Genomic DNA, 18361 nt, shown 5'->3' with positions numbered 1-18361 from the left:
ATTTTGTTTTGGATATTCTAGATACGGTGTATGTCTCTTTCTTTCGATTTTCCTGTGAGGAGTCTGTGAGTCTCCCTTTCTCCCCTAGAGGCAAACTCGCATTTATGCTATATATGTCTCCCTATTTAACTCCTTCCGGCACAGAATATTAGCAGCGATATGCGAATCTTTGTTTTAGTCCTCACGTTACTGTTTGGCTTACTTCAGTACACGCTATGGTTTGGTAAAAACGGCGTGTCTGATTACTACACTGTAAAAGATGAAATTGAAGTTCAACAGCAAGTGAACAGCAAGCTACAAGCGCGCAATAACGAAATGTTCGCTGAAATTGATGATCTTAAGCAAGGTATTGATGCAATTGAAGAAAGAGCGCGTCATGAACTTGGTTTGGTAAGAGAAGGTGAGACGTTCTATCGCATCATCGGTGAAGAAGATGAGTAATATGTCAGACGTCATCCCATCTCATGTTGCTATCGTGCCTGCTGCTGGTGTTGGTAGCCGAATGAAAGCAGACCGCCCGAAGCAATACTTATTAGTCGCAGGTAAAGCGGTGCTGGAACATACCGTAGAAAAACTGCTATCTCATCCGAATATCTCAAAAGTAGTGGTCGCGATTACCGAAGGTGACCCCTATTATCCGGAGCTGGCAATTGCAAACCACCCTGATGTGATTCGTGTTGATGGTGGAAGTGAAAGAGCCGACTCTGTGCTCTCCGGTCTGCGTTACGTCAGTACACAACGTTTGAGTGAATGGGTATTGGTTCATGATGCAGCAAGACCTTGTGTATCGATTTCCGATATTGATCGGTTGATTGAAGTTTGCAGCACTCACCCCATTGGTGGCATTTTGGCTGCACCAGTCAGAGATACTATGAAACGAGCCAATTCTACACAAGGTATTGATCACACGGTAGAAAGAGAAGCATTGTGGCATGCGCTGACGCCACAAATGTTCAGAACAGAGCAGCTAACGCGTGTATTGGCTGATGCATTGCAACAAGGTATTGCCATCACAGACGAAGCGTCTGCGTTGGAATGGTTTGGCGAAGCGCCTGCTCTGGTCCATGGCCAAGCGAATAATATAAAAATTACTCAGCCAGAAGATCTTGCGTTGGCAGAGTTTTATCTAAATCGTGAACGCGGTTAAACAATAAAGGGTATAAAATGATTCGAATTGGTCACGGTTTTGATGTGCACAAGTTTGGTGGTGAAGGACCGGTTATTATCGGTGGTGTGGCAATTCCTTATGAACAAGGACTTGTTGCTCACTCTGATGGTGACGTGGCTTTACATGCATTGACGGATGCTTTACTTGGTGCGATCGCCGCTGGTGATATTGGACGCCACTTCCCCGATACCGACGATAAATGGAAAGGGGCGGATAGTCGTGAACTGTTGAAAGATGTCTATCGTCGAGTCAAAGAGCAAGGGTATCGCTTAGGCAACGCTGACATTACTATCATGGCTCAGGCTCCTAAAATGGCGCCGCATATTGATGCGATGTGTGCAACCATCGCACAAGATCTTGAAACCGATGTCAGCAACATCAATGTCAAAGCCACTACGACGGAACGCCTTGGTTTTACTGGACGCAAAGAAGGCATAGCGACGGAAGCAGTAGTGCTGCTTTTTAAGCAATAATGTATTCAAAAAATCGGTTCATCAATCAATAAGCAATTTGCTCATCTATGCTGTGAAGCAGCGGAAATACATCATGTCAGACATTTTATCTTCATTGGCTTACCTAACGGGTAAACCAGTCGCATCAGCAAAAATTAAAGCGCAACCAGAGCATTTTCAGGTGCGTGAAGACCTTGGTTTTACGTTCACTGGGCAAGGCGAGCATCTCATGGTGCGTATTCGTAAAGTCGGTGAAAATACCAGTTTTGTTGCCAACGAGCTTGCAAAAGCATGTGGCGTTAAATCGAAAGATGTCAGCTGGGCTGGACTCAAAGACCGTCATGCCGTCACAGAGCAATGGTTAAGTGTTCATTTACCGAAAGGTGAAACGCCCGACTTCAGCGCGTTTTTAGCTCAATATCCCAGCATAGAAATTATCGCTACGGATCGCCATAATAAAAAATTACGTCCTGGTGACTTAGTGGGGAACGAGTTTGTTGTAACCTTGTCTGAAGTGACAGACGTGGAAAATGTAATCCAACGTCTTGAAAAGGTGAAACAAGTTGGCGTGCCTAACTACTTTGGCGCTCAGCGTTTCGGCAATGACGGTAATAACTTGGAAGAAGCCCGTCGTTGGGGGCGTGACAATGTAAGAACTCGTAACCAAAATAAGCGCAGTTTGTATTTGTCTGCAGCTCGTTCATGGATCTTTAATCGTATCGTATCTGAGCGTTTAGATCAGGACCGATTTGGCACGTTTATCCTTGGGGATGTAGCCCAAACACCTAAAGGTAACGTGGTGGTTGACGGAGAAAACATTGCCGCTCTTCAGCAGCAATTCTCTGACGGAACAGCAGCAATTACGGCTGCATTAGCGGGAGATAATGCCTTACCGACTCAGGCGGACGCTTTAGCATTAGAGCAACCGTTCCTCGATGAAGAGCCTGATTTAATGGCGTTGATCCGCGGTAATCGTATGCGTCATGATCGTCGCAATATCGCTTTGAAGCCGCAAGATCTTGCTTGGTGCATTGAAGGTGACAATATCACGCTGACTTTCTCATTAGATGCGGGTTCTTTCGCTACATCGATTGTTCGTGAGTTGGTCAATGAGGTACAAGTAGAAAGAGAATACTAATGGAACTGGATTCACAACCTTCTAAACCGATAAAAGTCCTTATTAGCAACGACGACGGTGTTCATGCGCAAGGCATACATGTACTTGCTGATGAGCTCAGAAATATTGCTGAAGTAATCATTGTTGCCCCGGATAGAAATCGCTCTGGCGCTTCCAATTCGTTGACGTTAGAGCAGCCGCTGCGTATATCAGAGATAGCGCCAAACACATACTCGGTACAAGGCACGCCAACAGACTGCGTACATTTTGCCCTGAATGAACTCATGAAAGAGGACCTACCCGATTTAGTATTAACAGGCATCAATCATGGCGCAAATTTGGGTGATGACGTGTTGTATTCTGGCACTGTCGCAGCGGCCATGGAAGGGCACTTTCTTGGTGTGCAGTCGGTGGCTTTTTCATTAGTTGGCAAGCGTCATTTTGAGTCTGCGGCAAAAATTGCTCGTCAGCTGGTGGAACAACATTTAACACGACCGATACCCACCAATCGCTTATTAAATGTGAACGTACCTGACTTACCAATAGAAAAACTTGGAGAGATCGAGGTTACTCGCTTAGGTGCGCGTCACCACGCTGAGAATATGATTAAGCAGAAAGATCCGCGAGGTCATGATATTTATTGGTTGGGCCCCAGGCAAAGAACAAGATGCGGGGGAAGGCACCGATTTTTATGCGATTGAACACGGGCGTGTATCAATAACACCGCTGCAGGTAGATCTCACTGCTCATGAGTCACTACGAGCTATGGATGGATGGTTAAAGGAAGAGAAGTAATGAGTAACCCACATGCTAACAGGTTGATAACCTTTCTTATCGCCAGTGGCATTAACGATCAATGTGTTTTGGATGCGATTCACCGATTGCCAAGAGAGAGCTTTGTTTCTCAAGCGATGATGCACCAAGCCTACGATAACAATGCGTTACCGATTGGTCAGGGACAAACGATTTCTCAACCTTACATCGTAGCGCGTATGACAGAGCTGTTAGAGTTGAAACGCGACAGCCGTGTATTAGAAATAGGAACGGGATCGGGTTATCAGACGGCCGTTTTGGCGCAAATCGTTGAGCACGTCTATTCTGTTGAACGGATTAAGTCGTTGCAATGGGAGGCGAAACGTCGTTTAAAACAGCTTGATATATATAATGTCTCAACCAAACACGGAGACGGTTGGCAAGGGTGGGAAGCGAAAGGTCCATTTGATGCCATTATTGTCACCGCTGCTGCTGAAGTGGTTCCCCAAGCACTGTTAGCGCAGCTAAAAGAGGGGGGCAAAATGGTGATTCCCGTAGGGAATGCTGAGCAACAACTATTAAAAATTGAACGTCAAGGTGACGAGTTCCTTTCTACCGTGGTGGAAATGGTTCGGTTTGTTCCACTAGTGGCAGGTGATTTGGCTTAAGGGTAAGGAATTGGTGAGTAAGTTATTACCGAGTATTACGTTGTTACCGAGTATTACGTTACTAAAGCGTATTAGTATTAGCTTGGTTTTCGCTGCAGGACTGATAGGTTGTGCGGCTCACTCTCCTGCACCTGTTTCCAGCTTAAATAAAGATTACTCAAGCCTTGAGAGAGGAAGCTATCGAGGAAGTTTTTATGAAGTCCAGAAAGGCGATACCCTTTATTTTATATCCTATCTCACAGATAAGGATGTAAACGATCTTGTACGTTACAATGATCTCACTAAACCTTATACCATCTATCCTGGTCAAAAGTTAAAACTTTGGGCTCCGAAATATATAGCACCAAAATATGGGCAAAAAGCCGCACCCGTTATAGCTCCGGTTGTGGCACAAACTTCTGTAGTAAAACCGTCGGTTGTTACTCCTCCAATATCGACGGTATCAAGTAAAAACTCTACCAATAAATCGGTATCAACTAAGCCTAAAGTAGAACAAAAACAGGCAGCCAAGAAGGTTGAACAATCGAAAACAAAGGAGTATGTTGGTTCAAAAGGTAGCCAAAATGTGCAGAAAAAACCACCAGTAACGGTGAAGGCTACGGCGCCGGTTACTGCCAAAAAGCCACCAGTATCAAAAGCAAATAATGAGCAGGTATCTAAGTGGTTGTGGCCAACAAAAGGGAGAGTAATCAAGAACTTTTCAGCAGGAGAACAAGGAAATAAAGGCATAGACATCGCAGGACAGCGTGGTCAGCCTGTCGTTTCAACTGCTGCAGGCACCGTAGTTTACTCGGGCAATGCGTTAAGAGGTTATGGTAACCTCATCATATTGAAGCACAATGATCATTACTTGAGCGCATATGCACATAACGACAAACTGCTGGTGTCAGAAGGACAGAGTGTGAAAAGTGGACAGAAAATTGCGACTATGGGTAGTTCTGGCGCAAAATCAGTCAAGCTGCACTTTGAAATTCGCTACCAAGGTAAATCCGTCAATCCAAAGCGCTATTTACCTTAAAACTTTGAAAACAACTTGCGAAACTATTTAGCGACATATTGAGTTGTCATGTCTTGCTATCTCGCCAGGGGGAGGCGTTATGAGTATCAGCAACACAGTAACCAAAGTTGAAGAGTTTGAATTTGACGACGAGTCAGTGAAGACCGTTGCCAGTAAACTCCGAAAATCACCATCCACCGAAGCAAAAAGCACTGCTCGTGAAGAATTTGATGCAAGCAGTAAGAGCTTAGACGCAACTCAGTTGTATTTAGGCGAAATTGGCTTCTCACCATTACTTACCGCAGAAGAATAAGTATTGTATGCTCGCCGCGCGCTGCGTGGTGATGAGGCTGCTCGCAAGCGAATGATAGAAAGTAATCTACGCTTGGTTGTAAAGATCTCTCGTCGTTATAGCAATCGTGGTTTAGCACTACTGGATCTGATTGAAGAAGGGAACTTAGGTCTTATTCGTGCGGTAGAAAAATTCGATCCAGAACGAGGATTTCGTTTCTCAACCTACGCTACTTGGTGGATTCGTCAAACCATAGAGCGTGCGTTGATGAATCAAACCCGTACCATTCGTTTACCTATTCATGTCGTCAAAGAGTTAAATATCTATCTGCGCACCGCGCGTGAACTATCACAAAAGCTCGATCACGAACCAACTGCCGAAGAGATTGCCGCTCAATTGGAAATTCCAGTCGAAGATGTCAGCAAGATGCTTCGACTTAACGAGCGGATTAGCTCAGTTGATACACCGATTGGTGGTGATGGCGAGAAAGCGCTGCTTGATATTATTCCAGATGGAAATAACTCCGATCCTGAAGTGTCTACTCAGGATGATGATATTAAGTCTTCGCTGATTCATTGGCTTGAAGAGCTCAACCCTAAGCAAAAAGAAGTGCTTGCACGTCGTTTCGGACTCCTAGGTTATGAGCCATCAACTCTGGAAGAGGTAGGACGTGAAATTGGATTAACTCGCGAACGTGTACGTCAGATCCAAGTAGAAGGGCTACGTCGTTTACGTGAAGTTCTGGTTAAGCAAGGTCTGAACATGGAAAACTTGTTTAACGTGGAAGATGATTAAGATCTTTTTATCACGACACTTTGAGCAATAATCAAATCAGTATGGAACGAGAAGGCTATGGTGTTCACCATAGCCTTTTTCTTTTGACTACGATTGGTATAAGTATTACAGCATTTTCTTTAAACGATACAACTCTTCCAGAGCTTGGCGAGGAGTCAGATCATCTGGATCAATATTGGACAGGGCTTGCTCAATGTCACTTGGCTCGGGGATCAAACTCAATTGATTAGCAATATCAACAGCATTTGGTCGAGGTGCATTGTCACCATGGCTCAATTGTTCTAACTGAGACAATTTATTGCGTGCATTTTTGATCACGGTTTTTGGGACACCCGCAAGGCCCGCAACCGCCAGTCCGTACGATTTACTCGCCGCACCTTCTTGCACGGCATGCATAAAGGCAATGCTGTCTCCGTGTTCAACCGCATCTAAGTGAACATTCGCCAGGTTTGGTAACTGACCGGGCAACTCCGTTAGCTCAAAGTAGTGGGTCGCAAACAACGTCATCGCACCAATTTGTGTTGCTAACCACTCCGCACTTGCCCACGCGAGAGACAGACCGTCATAAGTACTGGTACCACGGCCAATTTCATCCATGAGCACTAAACTGTTCTTGGTCGCATTGTGCAGAATATTGGCAGTTTCGGTCATTTCGACCATGAAGGTCGAACGTCCAGATGCTAAGTCATCGGACGCCCCGATACGAGTAAAGATGCGATCTAGCGAACCGATTTGTGCCGATTCAGCAGGAACATAAGAGCCAATGTGTGCCATCAATGCAATCAAAGCGGTCTGGCGCATGTAAGTCGACTTACCTCCCATGTTTGGCCCGGTAATGATCAACATTTTACGGGTTGGGTTCAACTCGATAGGGTTGGCGATAAAAGGTTCTGTAGTAACTTGCTCCACTACCGGGTGACGGCCCGCTTGAATATGAATGCCCGCATCCTTTACTAAGAGCGGGCGGCAATAATCCAATGAATCCGCGCGTTCAGCCAGGTTTTGGAGAACATCTAATTGAGACAGCGCAGATGCTAAGTTCTGCAGTTTTTCAAGGTTTGGCATTAACTGATCAAACAGCGCTTCCCACAGCTGCTTTTCTAATGCGAGCGCTTTTGATTTTGAGTTGAGTACTTTGTCTTCGTGTTCTTTCAGCTCGGGAATGATATAGCGCTCTGCATTTTTGAGTGTTTGACGACGTACATAATGTGGCGGTACTAAATGACTTTGACCTCGGCTTACTTGAATGTAAAAACCATGCACATTGTTGTAACCCACTTTTAGGCTGTCAATGCCGTGGCGATCACGCTCATCCGATTCCAGTTTCTCTAGGTACTCTGTCGCGCCATCTGCGAGTTTACGCCACTCGTCGAGTTCTTCGTTGTAACCTTCGGCAATCACGCCGCCATCACGGATCACGACAGGTGGGTTTTCTTTAATCGCGCGCTCTAACAGATCACACACCTCATCAATTGGAGCAGCGTATTGCGCCAGTTTTACAAGGTATGGGTGCGTCAAAGCGCTGGTGACAGACTCAAGCTCTGGCAGTTGTTGCATGGCATTACGAAGCCTGGCCATATCGCGAGGGCGAGCAGAGCGCAGAGCAAGACGGGCTAAAATTCGCTCAATGTCACCAATTTGCTTGAGTGTTGGTTGAAGATCGACAAATAGGGTCTGCTCTTTGATTTCACCAATGGCATCAAGACGATGATTGAGCGTTTCGATACTGCGCATTGGCTGATGTAACCAACGTTTCAGCATACGGCTACCCATTGGCGTTGCACAGTGATCCAGTACTTCTGCTAGCGTGTTCTCAGTTCCACCGGCGAGATTTTGCGTTATCTCCAAATTACGGCGTGTCGCCGCATCTAAAATGACGGAGTGATCCTGACGATCAAACGTTAACGAACGAATGTGAGGCAGTGCTGTACGCTGGGTATCTTTCACGTATTGGATCAAACAACCTGCTGCACACAAACCAAGTTTGGCGTGTTCTACCCCAAAACCAATGAGGTCTTTAGTGCCAAACTGTTGGTTTAATTGTTGTTTCGCTGTGTCTAGTTCAAACTCCCATACTGGGCGGCGGCGATTACCGTTACGGCTCGACATCAGGTGTACGGGTTCAAAGTCTTCTGGGAAAAGCAATTCTCGCGGTGCAGTACGTTGCAGTTCCGCGACCATTGCTTCTTCGGTTTCTGGCTCGGTTAATTGAAAGCGGCCTGACGTAATGTCTAATGTTGCGTAACCGAACTGACCATTATGGTGGTAAATTGCGGCAATTAAGTTATCGACACGTTCAGACAGCAACGCTTCATCGGTTACCGTGCCCGGAGTGACGATACGCACCACTTTGCGTTCTACAGGACCTTTGCTGGTGGCTGGATCACCGATCTGCTCACAGATTGCGACTGACTCACCAAGCTGAACAAGCTTTGCCAAATAACCTTCTACGGCATGAAAAGGGACACCGGCCATTGGAATTGGCTCACCTGCCGACGCGCCCCGTTTCGTTAATGAGATATCAAGCAGTTGAGAAGCACGCTTGGCATCGTCATAGAATAACTCATAGAAGTCGCCCATACGGTAAAACAGCAAAATATCCGGATTCTCAGCTTTTAGCTTGAGGTATTGCTGCATCATCGGAGTGTGTTTTTGTTCAGCTTTCACAGGTAAGTTCTTTTGTTTATTTTCGTAGCGGATTAGGATACGTGAATCCCTATCAACTAAAAAGAGACAAAGGGCATTTTGGCTATGAAAAGAACAACCAAACTCAGCGCTGATGTCGGTGAATTACTCGCTCAACATCAGCATGTAATGACAACGGCGGAGTCGTGTACTGGAGGTGGAATTGCCTCTGCTATTACCGATATATCGGGCAGTTCAGCTTGGTTAGATAGGGCGTTTGTTACTTACAGTAACGAAGCGAAAATGGAAATGCTTGGTGTTCAAGCTCAAACGTTGGAAACACACGGAGCCGTCAGCGAGCCCGTGGTGATAGAAATGGTTCAGGGTGCGCTTAAGCACTCGAACGCAACGATTGGCGTTTCTGTGAGTGGCATTGCCGGTCCAGGTGGTGGCAGTGAAGAAAAGCCTGTTGGAACCGTGTGCTTTGCATTTGCAGATAAGCAAGATTGGCTTTTGGTTGAAACTATGCATTTTACTGGTGATCGCGCTAAGGTGAGAGAGCAAGCGGTATTTCATGCACTCACTCGAATCCAGCAACATTTAGTTTAGAAAAATTTAAAATACACGTTAGCCCTGATGTAACAAGGCTTACAGCAAAAACGGATACGAAGCAGGCCAAATTTTTTTTATACAGGTGTGGACACTGTATGAATCAACAGTATAATGAGTTGCATTGCTGAGCAGGTTAACTGTTGAAGACTACCTGCTATTGAAAAAAGTTTAATGACTATTCGTCGCCCAAAAGATGAATAAATCGGAGAAAGTAATGGACGAGAACAAACAGAAGGCGCTCGCCGCTGCGCTAGGTCAAATTGAAAAACAATTCGGTAAAGGCTCAATCATGCGCCTTGGTGACAACCGCGCAATGGATGTAGAAACCATTTCAACAGGTTCTCTTTCTCTTGATATTGCATTGGGTGCGGGTGGTTTACCAATGGGTCGTATCGTCGAAGTCTACGGTCCAGAATCTTCAGGTAAAACTACGTTAACGCTTGAGCTTATTGCTGCAGCGCAGCGCGAAGGTAAAACGTGTGCTTTTATTGATGCAGAGCACGCTCTGGACCCTGTTTACGCAAAGAAGCTTGGCGTTGATATCGATGCACTATTAGTTTCTCAGCCTGACACTGGTGAGCAAGCGCTAGAAATTTGTGATGCGTTAGCACGCTCTGGTGCGATTGACGTAATGGTTGTTGACTCGGTCGCAGCACTGACGCCAAAAGCCGAAATCGAAGGTGAAATGGGCGATAGTCACATGGGTCTGCAGGCGCGCATGCTGTCTCAAGCGATGCGTAAGCTTACTGGTAACCTCAAACAATCTAACTGTATGTGTATCTTCATTAACCAAATCCGTATGAAGATCGGCGTGATGTTCGGAAACCCAGAAACAACGACTGGTGGTAATGCACTTAAGTTCTACGCATCTGTCCGTCTTGATATTCGTCGTACTGGCGCTATCAAAGAAGGTGACGAGGTTGTAGGTAATGAAACTCGCATCAAAGTTGTGAAGAATAAGATCGCGGCACCATTTAAAGAAGCGAATACACAGATCATGTACGGTCGTGGCTTTAATCGCGAAGGTGAACTTGTTGATCTAGGCGTCAAGCATAAATTGGTTGAAAAGGCAGGGGCTTGGTACAGCTACAACGGCGACAAGATTGGTCAAGGCAAAGCTAATGCGTGTAACTACCTACGTGAACATACAGAAGTTGCAAAGACTATCGATACTAAGCTTCGTGAAATGCTACTAGCCCCAGCTGTGGCTGAAGCGCCAGAAGCTGGTGAGGTTCCTCAGCAAAAAGAAGAAGAATTTTAATATTTCTTCTGTTTAGAATCATTATCAAAGCCCTGCAATGCGGGGCTTTGTTGTATTCGTTAACGTTGAACCAATAGAAAAGCGCAAACCATACCTATCTGGACAAATAAATGGGTCAGTTATTGCGCAGTAAAAATAGGTTTAGGATCATCATGTATCAAAAGCGCCAAACACCGACCTTATCCAGTAAAGAAGCTGCCATCCAGTTATTGAGTCGCCGTGACCACGGTCAGTATGAGTTGTATCAGAAACTGGCCTTGAAAGGGTACGAGGAATCCGACATTGAAACAGCGATAAGTTTCTGTTTGGAGCACAATTATTTGGACGATTTGCGATATGCTAAAAGTCAAATTCGTCAGCACGTTTATAAAGGGCACGGTGAGCGGAGAATTCGTCAGGAGCTTAATCAAAAGCGGGTCGCCGAGTCAGTAATCGAAGAGGCGATGGCGGAAGAGCCACAAGACTGGTTTGAATTGGCCAGGTTGGCTGCGGAAAAAAAATTCAAAGGCATAAAAGCCAAAGATCAGAAAGAGTACGCCAAACAAGTGCGCTTTCTACAATACCGTGGTTACAGCTTTGACCAAATCAACTATGCCCTTAACGTTGATGAGCATGAATCCTGAACGTTCTCCATTTTTGATTTCAGATTTGGTTTAAATTTTTTATATCCTCCCTCTTTTCCGCAAGAAAACTAGTCTCCGCAGACTGCATGATCTACAATACGGCAAAATTCTAACTCGACTATTTTCAGGAAGAGCTGCATGTACATGAGCACTGACGAGGTTCGTAACTCGTTCCTCAAGTTCTTTGAGAGCAAAGGACACCAAATCGTAGAAAGTTCATCGTTGGTACCACATAACGACCCAACCCTGCTGTTTACTAATGCAGGTATGAACCAATTTAAAGATTGCTTCTTAGGTTCGGAAAAACGAGCCTATACGCGAGCGACTACGGCTCAACGTTGTGTACGTGCTGGTGGTAAACATAATGACCTAGAAAACGTAGGTTTTACTGCTCGTCACCACACCTTTTTTGAAATGCTGGGTAACTTCAGCTTTGGTGATTACTTCAAAGAAGATGCCATTGCCTTCGCTTGGGAATTCTTAACGGAAGTTCTTAAGCTCCCTGCTGAACGTCTATTGGTTACCATCTACGAAACTGATGATGAAGCGTTCGAGATCTGGAACAAAAAAGTTGGTATTCCTGCAGATCGTATTGTTCGCATTGGCGATAAGAAAGGTGGTAAGCCATACGAATCCGATAACTTCTGGCAGATGGGTGACACAGGTCCTTGTGGCCCATGTACAGAAATTTTCTACGATCATGGTGAACACATTTGGGGTGGTCGACCTGGCACGCCTGAAGAAGACGGTGACCGTTTCATCGAAATCTGGAACAACGTATTTATGCAGTTCAACCGTCATGCCGACGGTACCATGGAGCCACTACCAAAACCGTCTGTGGATACAGGGATGGGTATTGAGCGTATCTCTGCCATCATGCAGGGCGTTCACTCTAACTACGAGATTGACGTATTTCAGTCATTGATCAAAGCCTCTGCTGAAGTGATAGGTTACGAAGACCTTTCGAATCAGTCTTTACGTGTGATTGCTGACCACATCCGTTCTTGTTCATTCTTAATCGTTGATGGTGTTATGCCTTCAAACGAAGGGCGTGGGTACGTTCTTCGCCGGATTATTCGTCGTGCGGTTCGTCATGGTAACAAGCTTGGTGCTCAAGGTGCGTTCTTCTACAAGCTGGTAGGTGTACTGGCTGATGTGATGGGCTCTGCAGGTGACGAGTTGAAGCGCCAGCAACCACTAGTTGAGAAAGTACTGCGTATCGAAGAAGAGAACTTTGGCCGCACACTTGAGCGTGGTATGACGATTCTTAACGAAGCTCTAGACAACTTAGACGGTAAAGAGCTCGACGGTGAAACGGTATTTAAGCTTTACGATACTTACGGCTTCCCTGCTGACTTAACTAACGATGTCGCTCGTGAACGTGAGTTTACTATCGACGAAGCGGGTTTTGAAAAAGCAATGGAAGAGCAGAGACAACGTGCTCGCGAAGCCGGCCAATTTGGTACTGACTACAACGCTACGATTAAAGTTGATGCTGAAACTGAGTTCTGTGGATACACAGGCACAGAAGGCTCTAGTTCAATTGTGTCTTTGTTTGTTGAAGGCAAAGAAGTAGATTCACTTTCTGCGGGTGATAAAGCGATCATCGTGTTGGGCGAAACGCCATTCTACGCAGAATCTGGTGGTCAATGTGGCGATGCGGGTGAAATCCGCACTGAGTCGGGTATCTTCAAAGTAGAAGATACGCAGAAGTTAGGCAGTGCCATTGTCCATCATGGTGTGATGGCAGAAGGCGTACTCGCGAAAGGCGATGACGTCACTGCGATTGTCGACGCTGAACGTCGTTTATCAACATCGTTGAACCACTCTGCGACCCACTTGCTACATGAAGCGTTGCGTCGAGTGCTAGGCGACCACGTTTTGCAGAAAGGTTCGTTAGTGCGACCAGAAGGCCTTCGTTTTGACTTCTCACACCTAGAAGCGGTCACGCCAGCGGAGTTAAAAGAAGTCGAGCGTCTTGTCAATGCGCATATTCGTCGTAATCATCAGATTGAAACTAATATCATGGATATTGAATCAGCCAAGAAGAAAGGTGCGATGGCACTGTTTGGTGAGAAGTACGATGATGAAGTACGTGTCCTATCTATGGGAGACTTCTCTACAGAGCTATGTGGTGGTATTCATGCTTCAAGCACCGGCGATATTGGCCTGTTCAAGATCACGTCAGAGAGTGGTATCGCCGCAGGCGTCGCCGTATTGAAGCCGTAACGGGTGAAGCTGCTCTTGATGTCATCGAAACTCAAACGGCGAAATACGAAGAGAAGCTGGCAGAGTCTGCACAGAAATCGAAAGCGCTTGAAAAAGAAATCCAGAAGCTGAAAGACAAGATGGCAGCGGCAGAAAGCGCCAACATCATGGGTAAATCGGTTGAAGTGAACGGGACAAAAGTCTTGGTAGCCGCTCTTGAAGGGGCTGACAGCAAGAACCTACGTACTATGGTTGATGATATCAAAAACCAAATGGGTTCTGGCGTTGTGCTACTAGCAAACGTCACGGGCGATAAAGTCGGCCTGATTGCGGGTGTAACCAAAGACTTGGTTGGCAAAGTGAAAGCTGGTGACCTCGTTAAGATGGTTGCAGAGCAAGTTGGTGGTAAAGGCGGCGGTCGACCTGATATGGCTCAAGCGGGTGGTACCGATGTCTCCGCATTGCCAGAAGCTATCAAGACCGTTCAGCTTGGTTAGAAGAGCGCTTGTAATCCGTATTGAATAATCACTTACGTCTAACTGACCAGCTCTGATTAGGCGTAATATTAATATAACCAAGTAGTCCAAGTGGCCAGAAAAATGGTCACTTGGCTGCTTGGTTTTTTATTGTGGCGACCATATCCGTTACCTCAATAGCAGGTATGTGGTCCTAATGAGACTTTGTTCTTGGGAAGGTGAAGACTGGTGAAAAAGCCCCTTATCGTGCAAAAGTTTGGCGGAACTTCAATGGGTTCAATTGAAAGAATTCAACAGGTCGCTGAACACATCATAAAGGCGAAAAATGATGGTAATCAAGTTGTTGTCGTAGTATCTGCTATGTCAGGCGAAACAAACAGGTTGATGGATCTAGCAAAGCAGATTGATAGTGTCCCTACAGCTCGAGAACTTGATGTTTTGCTCTCTGCTGGTGAACAAGTGTCAATGGCACTGTTGGCGATGACTCTAAATACAATGGGGCATTGCGCACGTTCACTTACCGGAGCACAAGCGAACATTGTGACGGATAACCAACACAATGACGCAACGATTACACATATTGATTGCTCGAAAATAATGACTCTGCTTGAACAAGAGCAAATTGTCATTGTTGCAGGCTTTCAAGGTGTGAATGTAAATGGGGATATCACCACATTAGGCCGAGGTGGCTCTGATACGAGTGCCGTGACGCTTGCAGGGGCATTGTATGCTGACGAATGCCAGATTTTTACCGACGTTGATGGTATTTATACGTGTGATCCAAGGGTCGTGAAATCAGCGCAAAAAATGGCAGTGATTGATTTCCCTTCGATGGAAGCAATGGCCAGTCGAGGGGCAAAGGTGCTGCACTTACCTTCTGTGCAATATGCATGGCAACATAAAGTGCCATTACGCGTACTTTCTACATTTGATGTTAATGATGGCACCTTAGTAAAAGGTGAATCAGGGAATCAAGCGATTTCTGGGATCGCGATTCAGCGTGATCTGCTCATCATCGAAGTCGAAAAAACGGAATTATCCAGCGCAACCCAACAGTGTCAGTTGTTAGGCATTGAAGTTTGGAATGTGATCGAGGATACAGAACGAGCAGGTATCCTGATAAAACAGGATGCATACGCCAAGTTCGCTCTGGTGTTTGGCGATAAAATCCGTAATAGTGAACTGGTAAGCCAGTTAACCGTAGTAGGACTCAAAGCCAATACGTTGGTCAGTCATGCATGCGATTTATTGTCACAGAGCGACATTTATATCCATCACTGCACAACAAATACATTGTCTACAATGTTAGTCTTAACACCTGAATGTGTGGATTTAGCGGCAAACATTATTCATGACGCTTGCTTTGCTCATGGTGGAGCAGGTGACTGCCAACAAAAACATGCCGTATTAGGCTGATTTTAATCAACAAGGTTGTTTACGAAAATATAACTTTTGTTGGATAATAGCTTTACTGCAAGAAATTTAGAGATTATTCAAGGAGCAAAGAATGCTAATTTTGACTCGTCGCGTAGGCGAAACACTTATGATTGGTGATGAAGTCACTGTAACGGTACTGGGTGTTAAAGGTAACCAAGTGCGCATCGGCGTTAACGCTCCGAAAGAAGTATCTGTTCACCGTGAAGAAATCTACATGCGTATTCAAGCTGAAAAAGGCAACGGCAATGTAGCTTCAGGTAACTACTAAGGTCCTCTTAATACGGGACTTGATTTGGATGAAAAGGCTAGCGTAAAAGTTGGCCTTTTTAGTTCCTGACAAATGTCATTTTTTAAGAGAAGACTCTCTTTTTTTCATCATAATAGGATGATAAAGTTCGTTTAATCATCACTTTGATTAAATCAACAACGGTTAAGCCGTTTTCGTGTTTTTTTTCAAAGAAAGTGTTTGACATATTTTTGGTAAAACGTAATATGTGCCTCCGCAAGACGGTGAGGTGGCCGAGAGGCTGAAGGCGCTCCCCTGCTAAGGGAGTATACGGTTTGTAGCCGTATCGAGGGTTCGAATCCCTCCCTCACCGCCATGTCTTGTGACACTAACTAAAGTGTATTGCGCGTCCTTAGCTCAGCTGGATAGAGTACCTGGCTACGAACCAGGCGGTCGGAGGTTCGAATCCTCCAGGACGCGCCATCTTTAGAACAAAAACGGTGAGGTGGCCGAGAGGCTGAAGGCGCTCCCCTGCTAAGGGAGTATACGGTTTGTAGCCGTATCGAGGGTTCGAATCCCTCCCTCACCGCCATTTATTGACGTAGCGGTCAAATTTTTTTGTTCGTAAAGAAATTTAGTGTGATAGAGTTCACAAAACAGTGCGTCCTTAGCTCAGCTGGATAGAGTACCTGGCTACGAACCAGGCGGTCGGAGGTTCGAATCCTCCAGGACGCGCCACTCTTTATTTCTATGTAAATAGATTCGTTGTATGAAAGTAGAACGGTTCTAAAGGCATAGAAGCAGGGCATAGCCCTGATATTGACGACGAGTTGATATCGAAAATTGCGCGTCCTTAGCTCAGCTGGATAGAGTACCTGGCTACGAACCAGGCGGTCGGAGGTTCGAATCCTCCAGGACGCGCCACTCTTTATTTCTATGTAAATAGATTCGTTGTATGAAAGTAGAGCGGTTCTAAAGGCATAGAAGCAGGGCATAGCCCTGATATTGATGACAAGTTGATATCGAAAACTGCGCGTCCTTAGCTCAGCTGGATAGAGTACCTGGCTACGAACCAGGCGGTCGGAGGTTCGAATCCTCCAGGACGCGCCACTTATTCTAAAACCTCGCATCTGCGAGGTTTTTTCGTTTTTAGCATCCAACGATTCATATTATCCCAACCCTAATAAAGAACCTTATTCTTGATGGTTACCAAACCCGCGAACTGTGTCGGTTTTTCGTTTATAAAAAGCTTGATTGTCGAATAGCGGCTTATCGAAAACTTCCCCTGTTATCAATCATTTTTCCCCTTTATGTGCGCTTGCTCTTATGTAGGTGATTTATTAGTGGCATTTATTGATTAACGCAGGAATATGACCTAAGCATTTATAACTGCCATAGAAAATGAGGTTATGATGTTACGGCATACTCTGATCGCAAGTGCATTAAGTGCTTTCTGTATAGCTCCGGTTGTTTATGGGGCTGAAGGGGATGATATTCCGCAAAGAGCACAATCGGTGAGTGATGTATTAGATCGCCCAGGCGTTTTAACTCCTCAAGGAGAGTGGTCATTTGATACGTCCTTAAGCTACACACAAAACTCTTCCAACAAAGTCTCCGTGGTAGGCTATACCATCTTACCAACCTTGATAGTTGGGCGCATTGAAGTCAGTGATGCAGATAGAACCACGATCACTGTGGGTCTTACTGCTCGCTATGGCCTCACCAATGCGACAGAGTTAGAGCTGCGCTTACCCTATGTTTACCGCAACGATCAAATCGCAACACGCCCTATTCAGGATGGAGCCAGTAGACCGGTTGTGAATACCACCATTGATGGGGGAGGCATCGGTGATGTCGAATTAGCGCTTAGGCATCAAATAAACTTCGAGTCGGCGCCTTACTGGATTGGAGGTCTACGGGTAAAATCAGATACGGGCCGTTCACCCTATGATGTATCGATTGATGATGGCAGTAACTCGTTTAGTGATGTGCCAACAGGTTCGGGTTTTTGGAGCTTCGAACCAAGCCTTTCAATGATTTATCCCACGGATCCCGCGGTATTGTTTGCCAATATCAGCTACATATATAACCTCGAAGACAATGTCACCGTTGCGGATACAAAAGCGGATGTCGATTTAGGTGACACAATTTCACTTGCAGGAGGAATGGGCTTCGCTGTCAATCCGGACTTATCTTTTTCTCTAGCTTAAGCCACAAGACGATTCTAAAAAGTAAAGTGGATGGTCGCACGGCTGATGATGCCAAACTGTTGCAATTAGACACGTTGAACTTTGGGGTTAATTATTCCTTTAGTGAAAGCTCGTCTATCAACGTCAGTGCTCAAGCGGGTCTAACTGAAGATGCGCCTGACTTCCAATTAACCGTGCGTGTGCCTATGAACTTTTAATATACATTTAATGACATGCGCGGCAGAGCTTGAACTGTAGTTATATTGATCTGTAGTTACGTTGAACTGTAGTTACGTTGAACTGTATTGGTTATATAAATTAGTTGTCTCGAGGTGTCGCTATCTAGAGATGTCGTTATACAAGGAAATGACTGAGGAAGGCATTGCTAGTTGAGCTACTTTGATGAGTTTGCTTAAATGAGTAGGCTGATGTTGAAACCACAAACATCAGCCATGTTAAGCT

At 45.5% G+C, this 18361-nt stretch carries 12 protein-coding genes, 6 tRNA genes and 4 pseudogenes; 21 read left to right on the top strand and 1 reads right to left on the bottom strand.

What is annotated here, in order from left to right:
* Window positions 1-159: 159 nt before the first annotated feature.
* The 8 genes and pseudogenes from ftsB (at window position 160) to rpoS (ending at window position 6242) form a co-directional block, all read left to right on the top strand.
* Entirely contained in the window at window positions 160-441 is a 282-nt protein-coding gene (gene ftsB / locus SU60_RS18910; protein ID WP_041156882.1) for a cell division protein FtsB, read from the top strand.
* A 1-nt stretch (window position 442) separates the two neighbouring features.
* Window positions 443-1147: a 2-C-methyl-D-erythritol 4-phosphate cytidylyltransferase gene (gene ispD, locus SU60_RS18905; RefSeq protein ID WP_041156884.1), complete on the top strand. Its 705-nt coding sequence runs from the start codon at window positions 443-445 to the stop codon at window positions 1145-1147.
* A 17-nt stretch (window positions 1148-1164) separates the two neighbouring features.
* Entirely contained in the window at window positions 1165-1641 is a 477-nt protein-coding gene (gene ispF / locus SU60_RS18900) for a 2-C-methyl-D-erythritol 2,4-cyclodiphosphate synthase (protein ID WP_041156881.1), read from the top strand.
* 73 nt (window positions 1642-1714) lie between these two features.
* Complete coding sequence (gene truD, locus SU60_RS18895; protein ID WP_041156880.1) at window positions 1715-2758, top strand: tRNA pseudouridine(13) synthase TruD; 1044 nt, start codon at window positions 1715-1717, stop codon at window positions 2756-2758.
* Window positions 2758-3532: pseudogene (gene surE / locus SU60_RS18890) on the top strand (5'/3'-nucleotidase SurE). Before truD ends, surE begins: the two are co-directional and overlap by 1 nt.
* Window positions 3532-4158, top strand: a complete 627-nt coding sequence (locus tag SU60_RS18885) for a protein-L-isoaspartate(D-aspartate) O-methyltransferase (RefSeq protein WP_041156879.1) — start codon at window positions 3532-3534, stop codon at window positions 4156-4158. Before surE ends, SU60_RS18885 begins: the two are co-directional and overlap by 1 nt.
* Window positions 4159-4210: 52 nt before the next feature.
* Window positions 4211-5176, top strand: a complete 966-nt coding sequence (locus SU60_RS18880; protein ID WP_052481566.1) for a peptidoglycan DD-metalloendopeptidase family protein — start codon at window positions 4211-4213, stop codon at window positions 5174-5176.
* Window positions 5177-5255: 79 nt separating this feature from the next.
* Window positions 5256-6242, top strand: a pseudogene (rpoS, locus tag SU60_RS18875) (RNA polymerase sigma factor RpoS).
* A gap of 105 nt (window positions 6243-6347) precedes the next feature.
* Here rpoS and mutS read toward each other — a convergent pair.
* Window positions 6348-8909, bottom strand: coding sequence for a DNA mismatch repair protein MutS (gene mutS / locus SU60_RS18870; protein WP_041156878.1), 2562 nt, complete (start codon window positions 8907-8909; stop codon window positions 6348-6350).
* 84 nt (window positions 8910-8993) lie between these two features.
* Here mutS and pncC point away from each other — a divergent pair, with 84 nt between their 5' ends.
* From pncC to SU60_RS18805, 13 genes and pseudogenes are all read left to right on the top strand, one after another.
* Complete coding sequence (gene pncC / locus SU60_RS18865) at window positions 8994-9476, top strand: nicotinamide-nucleotide amidase (protein ID WP_041156877.1); 483 nt, start codon at window positions 8994-8996, stop codon at window positions 9474-9476.
* A 217-nt stretch (window positions 9477-9693) separates the two neighbouring features.
* The gene (gene recA, locus SU60_RS18860; protein ID WP_041156876.1) at window positions 9694-10740 is read left to right on the top strand and encodes a recombinase RecA; all 1047 of its coding nucleotides are present in this window, start codon (window positions 9694-9696) and stop codon (window positions 10738-10740) included.
* Between the two features lie 152 nt (window positions 10741-10892).
* On the top strand, window positions 10893-11363 hold the full coding sequence (recX, locus tag SU60_RS18855) for a recombination regulator RecX (RefSeq protein WP_041156875.1): 471 nt from the start codon (window positions 10893-10895) through the stop codon (window positions 11361-11363).
* A gap of 138 nt (window positions 11364-11501) precedes the next feature.
* A pseudogene (gene alaS, locus SU60_RS18850) lies at window positions 11502-14082 on the top strand (alanine--tRNA ligase).
* A gap of 193 nt (window positions 14083-14275) precedes the next feature.
* Window positions 14276-15463 carry an aspartate kinase gene (locus SU60_RS18845; protein WP_041156874.1) on the top strand — a complete coding sequence of 396 codons (1188 nt, stop codon included), beginning with the start codon at window positions 14276-14278 and terminating at the stop codon, window positions 15461-15463.
* A gap of 91 nt (window positions 15464-15554) precedes the next feature.
* Window positions 15555-15752 (top strand): carbon storage regulator CsrA, encoded by a 198-nt coding sequence (gene csrA / locus SU60_RS18840; protein ID WP_004415691.1) that lies wholly within the window; start codon window positions 15555-15557, stop codon window positions 15750-15752.
* Window positions 15753-15993: 241 nt separating this feature from the next.
* Window positions 15994-16086 (top strand) — tRNA-Ser (locus SU60_RS18835).
* A 30-nt stretch (window positions 16087-16116) separates the two neighbouring features.
* Window positions 16117-16193, top strand: a tRNA-Arg gene (locus tag SU60_RS18830).
* A gap of 16 nt (window positions 16194-16209) precedes the next feature.
* A tRNA-Ser gene (locus SU60_RS18825) sits at window positions 16210-16302 on the top strand.
* A 69-nt stretch (window positions 16303-16371) separates the two neighbouring features.
* Window positions 16372-16448 (top strand) — tRNA-Arg (locus SU60_RS18820).
* 109 nt (window positions 16449-16557) lie between these two features.
* Window positions 16558-16634 (top strand) — tRNA-Arg (locus SU60_RS18815).
* Between the two features lie 109 nt (window positions 16635-16743).
* A tRNA-Arg gene (locus SU60_RS18810) sits at window positions 16744-16820 on the top strand.
* A gap of 302 nt (window positions 16821-17122) precedes the next feature.
* Window positions 17123-18117: pseudogene (locus SU60_RS18805) on the top strand (transporter).
* Window positions 18118-18361 lie beyond the last annotated feature (244 nt).

Origin of the sequence: Vibrio mytili, from assembly GCF_000830505.1 — a bacterium.
Classification (GTDB): domain Bacteria; phylum Pseudomonadota; class Gammaproteobacteria; order Enterobacterales; family Vibrionaceae; genus Vibrio; species Vibrio mytili.
Note: the sequence above shows the minus strand (reverse complement) of the source record. Positions and strands in the feature narration are given on the sequence as shown.

Coding starts and splice junctions, on each gene's coding strand:
- ftsB (WP_041156882.1), top strand. CDS start 160: ATGCGAATCTTTGTTTTAGTCCTCACGTTACTGTTTGGCTTACTTCAG.
- ispD (WP_041156884.1), top strand. CDS start 443: ATGTCAGACGTCATCCCATCTCATGTTGCTATCGTGCCTGCTGCTGGT.
- ispF (WP_041156881.1), top strand. CDS start 1,165: ATGATTCGAATTGGTCACGGTTTTGATGTGCACAAGTTTGGTGGTGAA.
- truD (WP_041156880.1), top strand. CDS start 1,715: ATGTCAGACATTTTATCTTCATTGGCTTACCTAACGGGTAAACCAGTC.
- SU60_RS18885 (WP_041156879.1), top strand. CDS start 3,532: ATGAGTAACCCACATGCTAACAGGTTGATAACCTTTCTTATCGCCAGT.
- pncC (WP_041156877.1), top strand. CDS start 8,994: ATGAAAAGAACAACCAAACTCAGCGCTGATGTCGGTGAATTACTCGCT.
- recA (WP_041156876.1), top strand. CDS start 9,694: ATGGACGAGAACAAACAGAAGGCGCTCGCCGCTGCGCTAGGTCAAATT.
- recX (WP_041156875.1), top strand. CDS start 10,893: ATGTATCAAAAGCGCCAAACACCGACCTTATCCAGTAAAGAAGCTGCC.
- csrA (WP_004415691.1), top strand. CDS start 15,555: ATGCTAATTTTGACTCGTCGCGTAGGCGAAACACTTATGATTGGTGAT.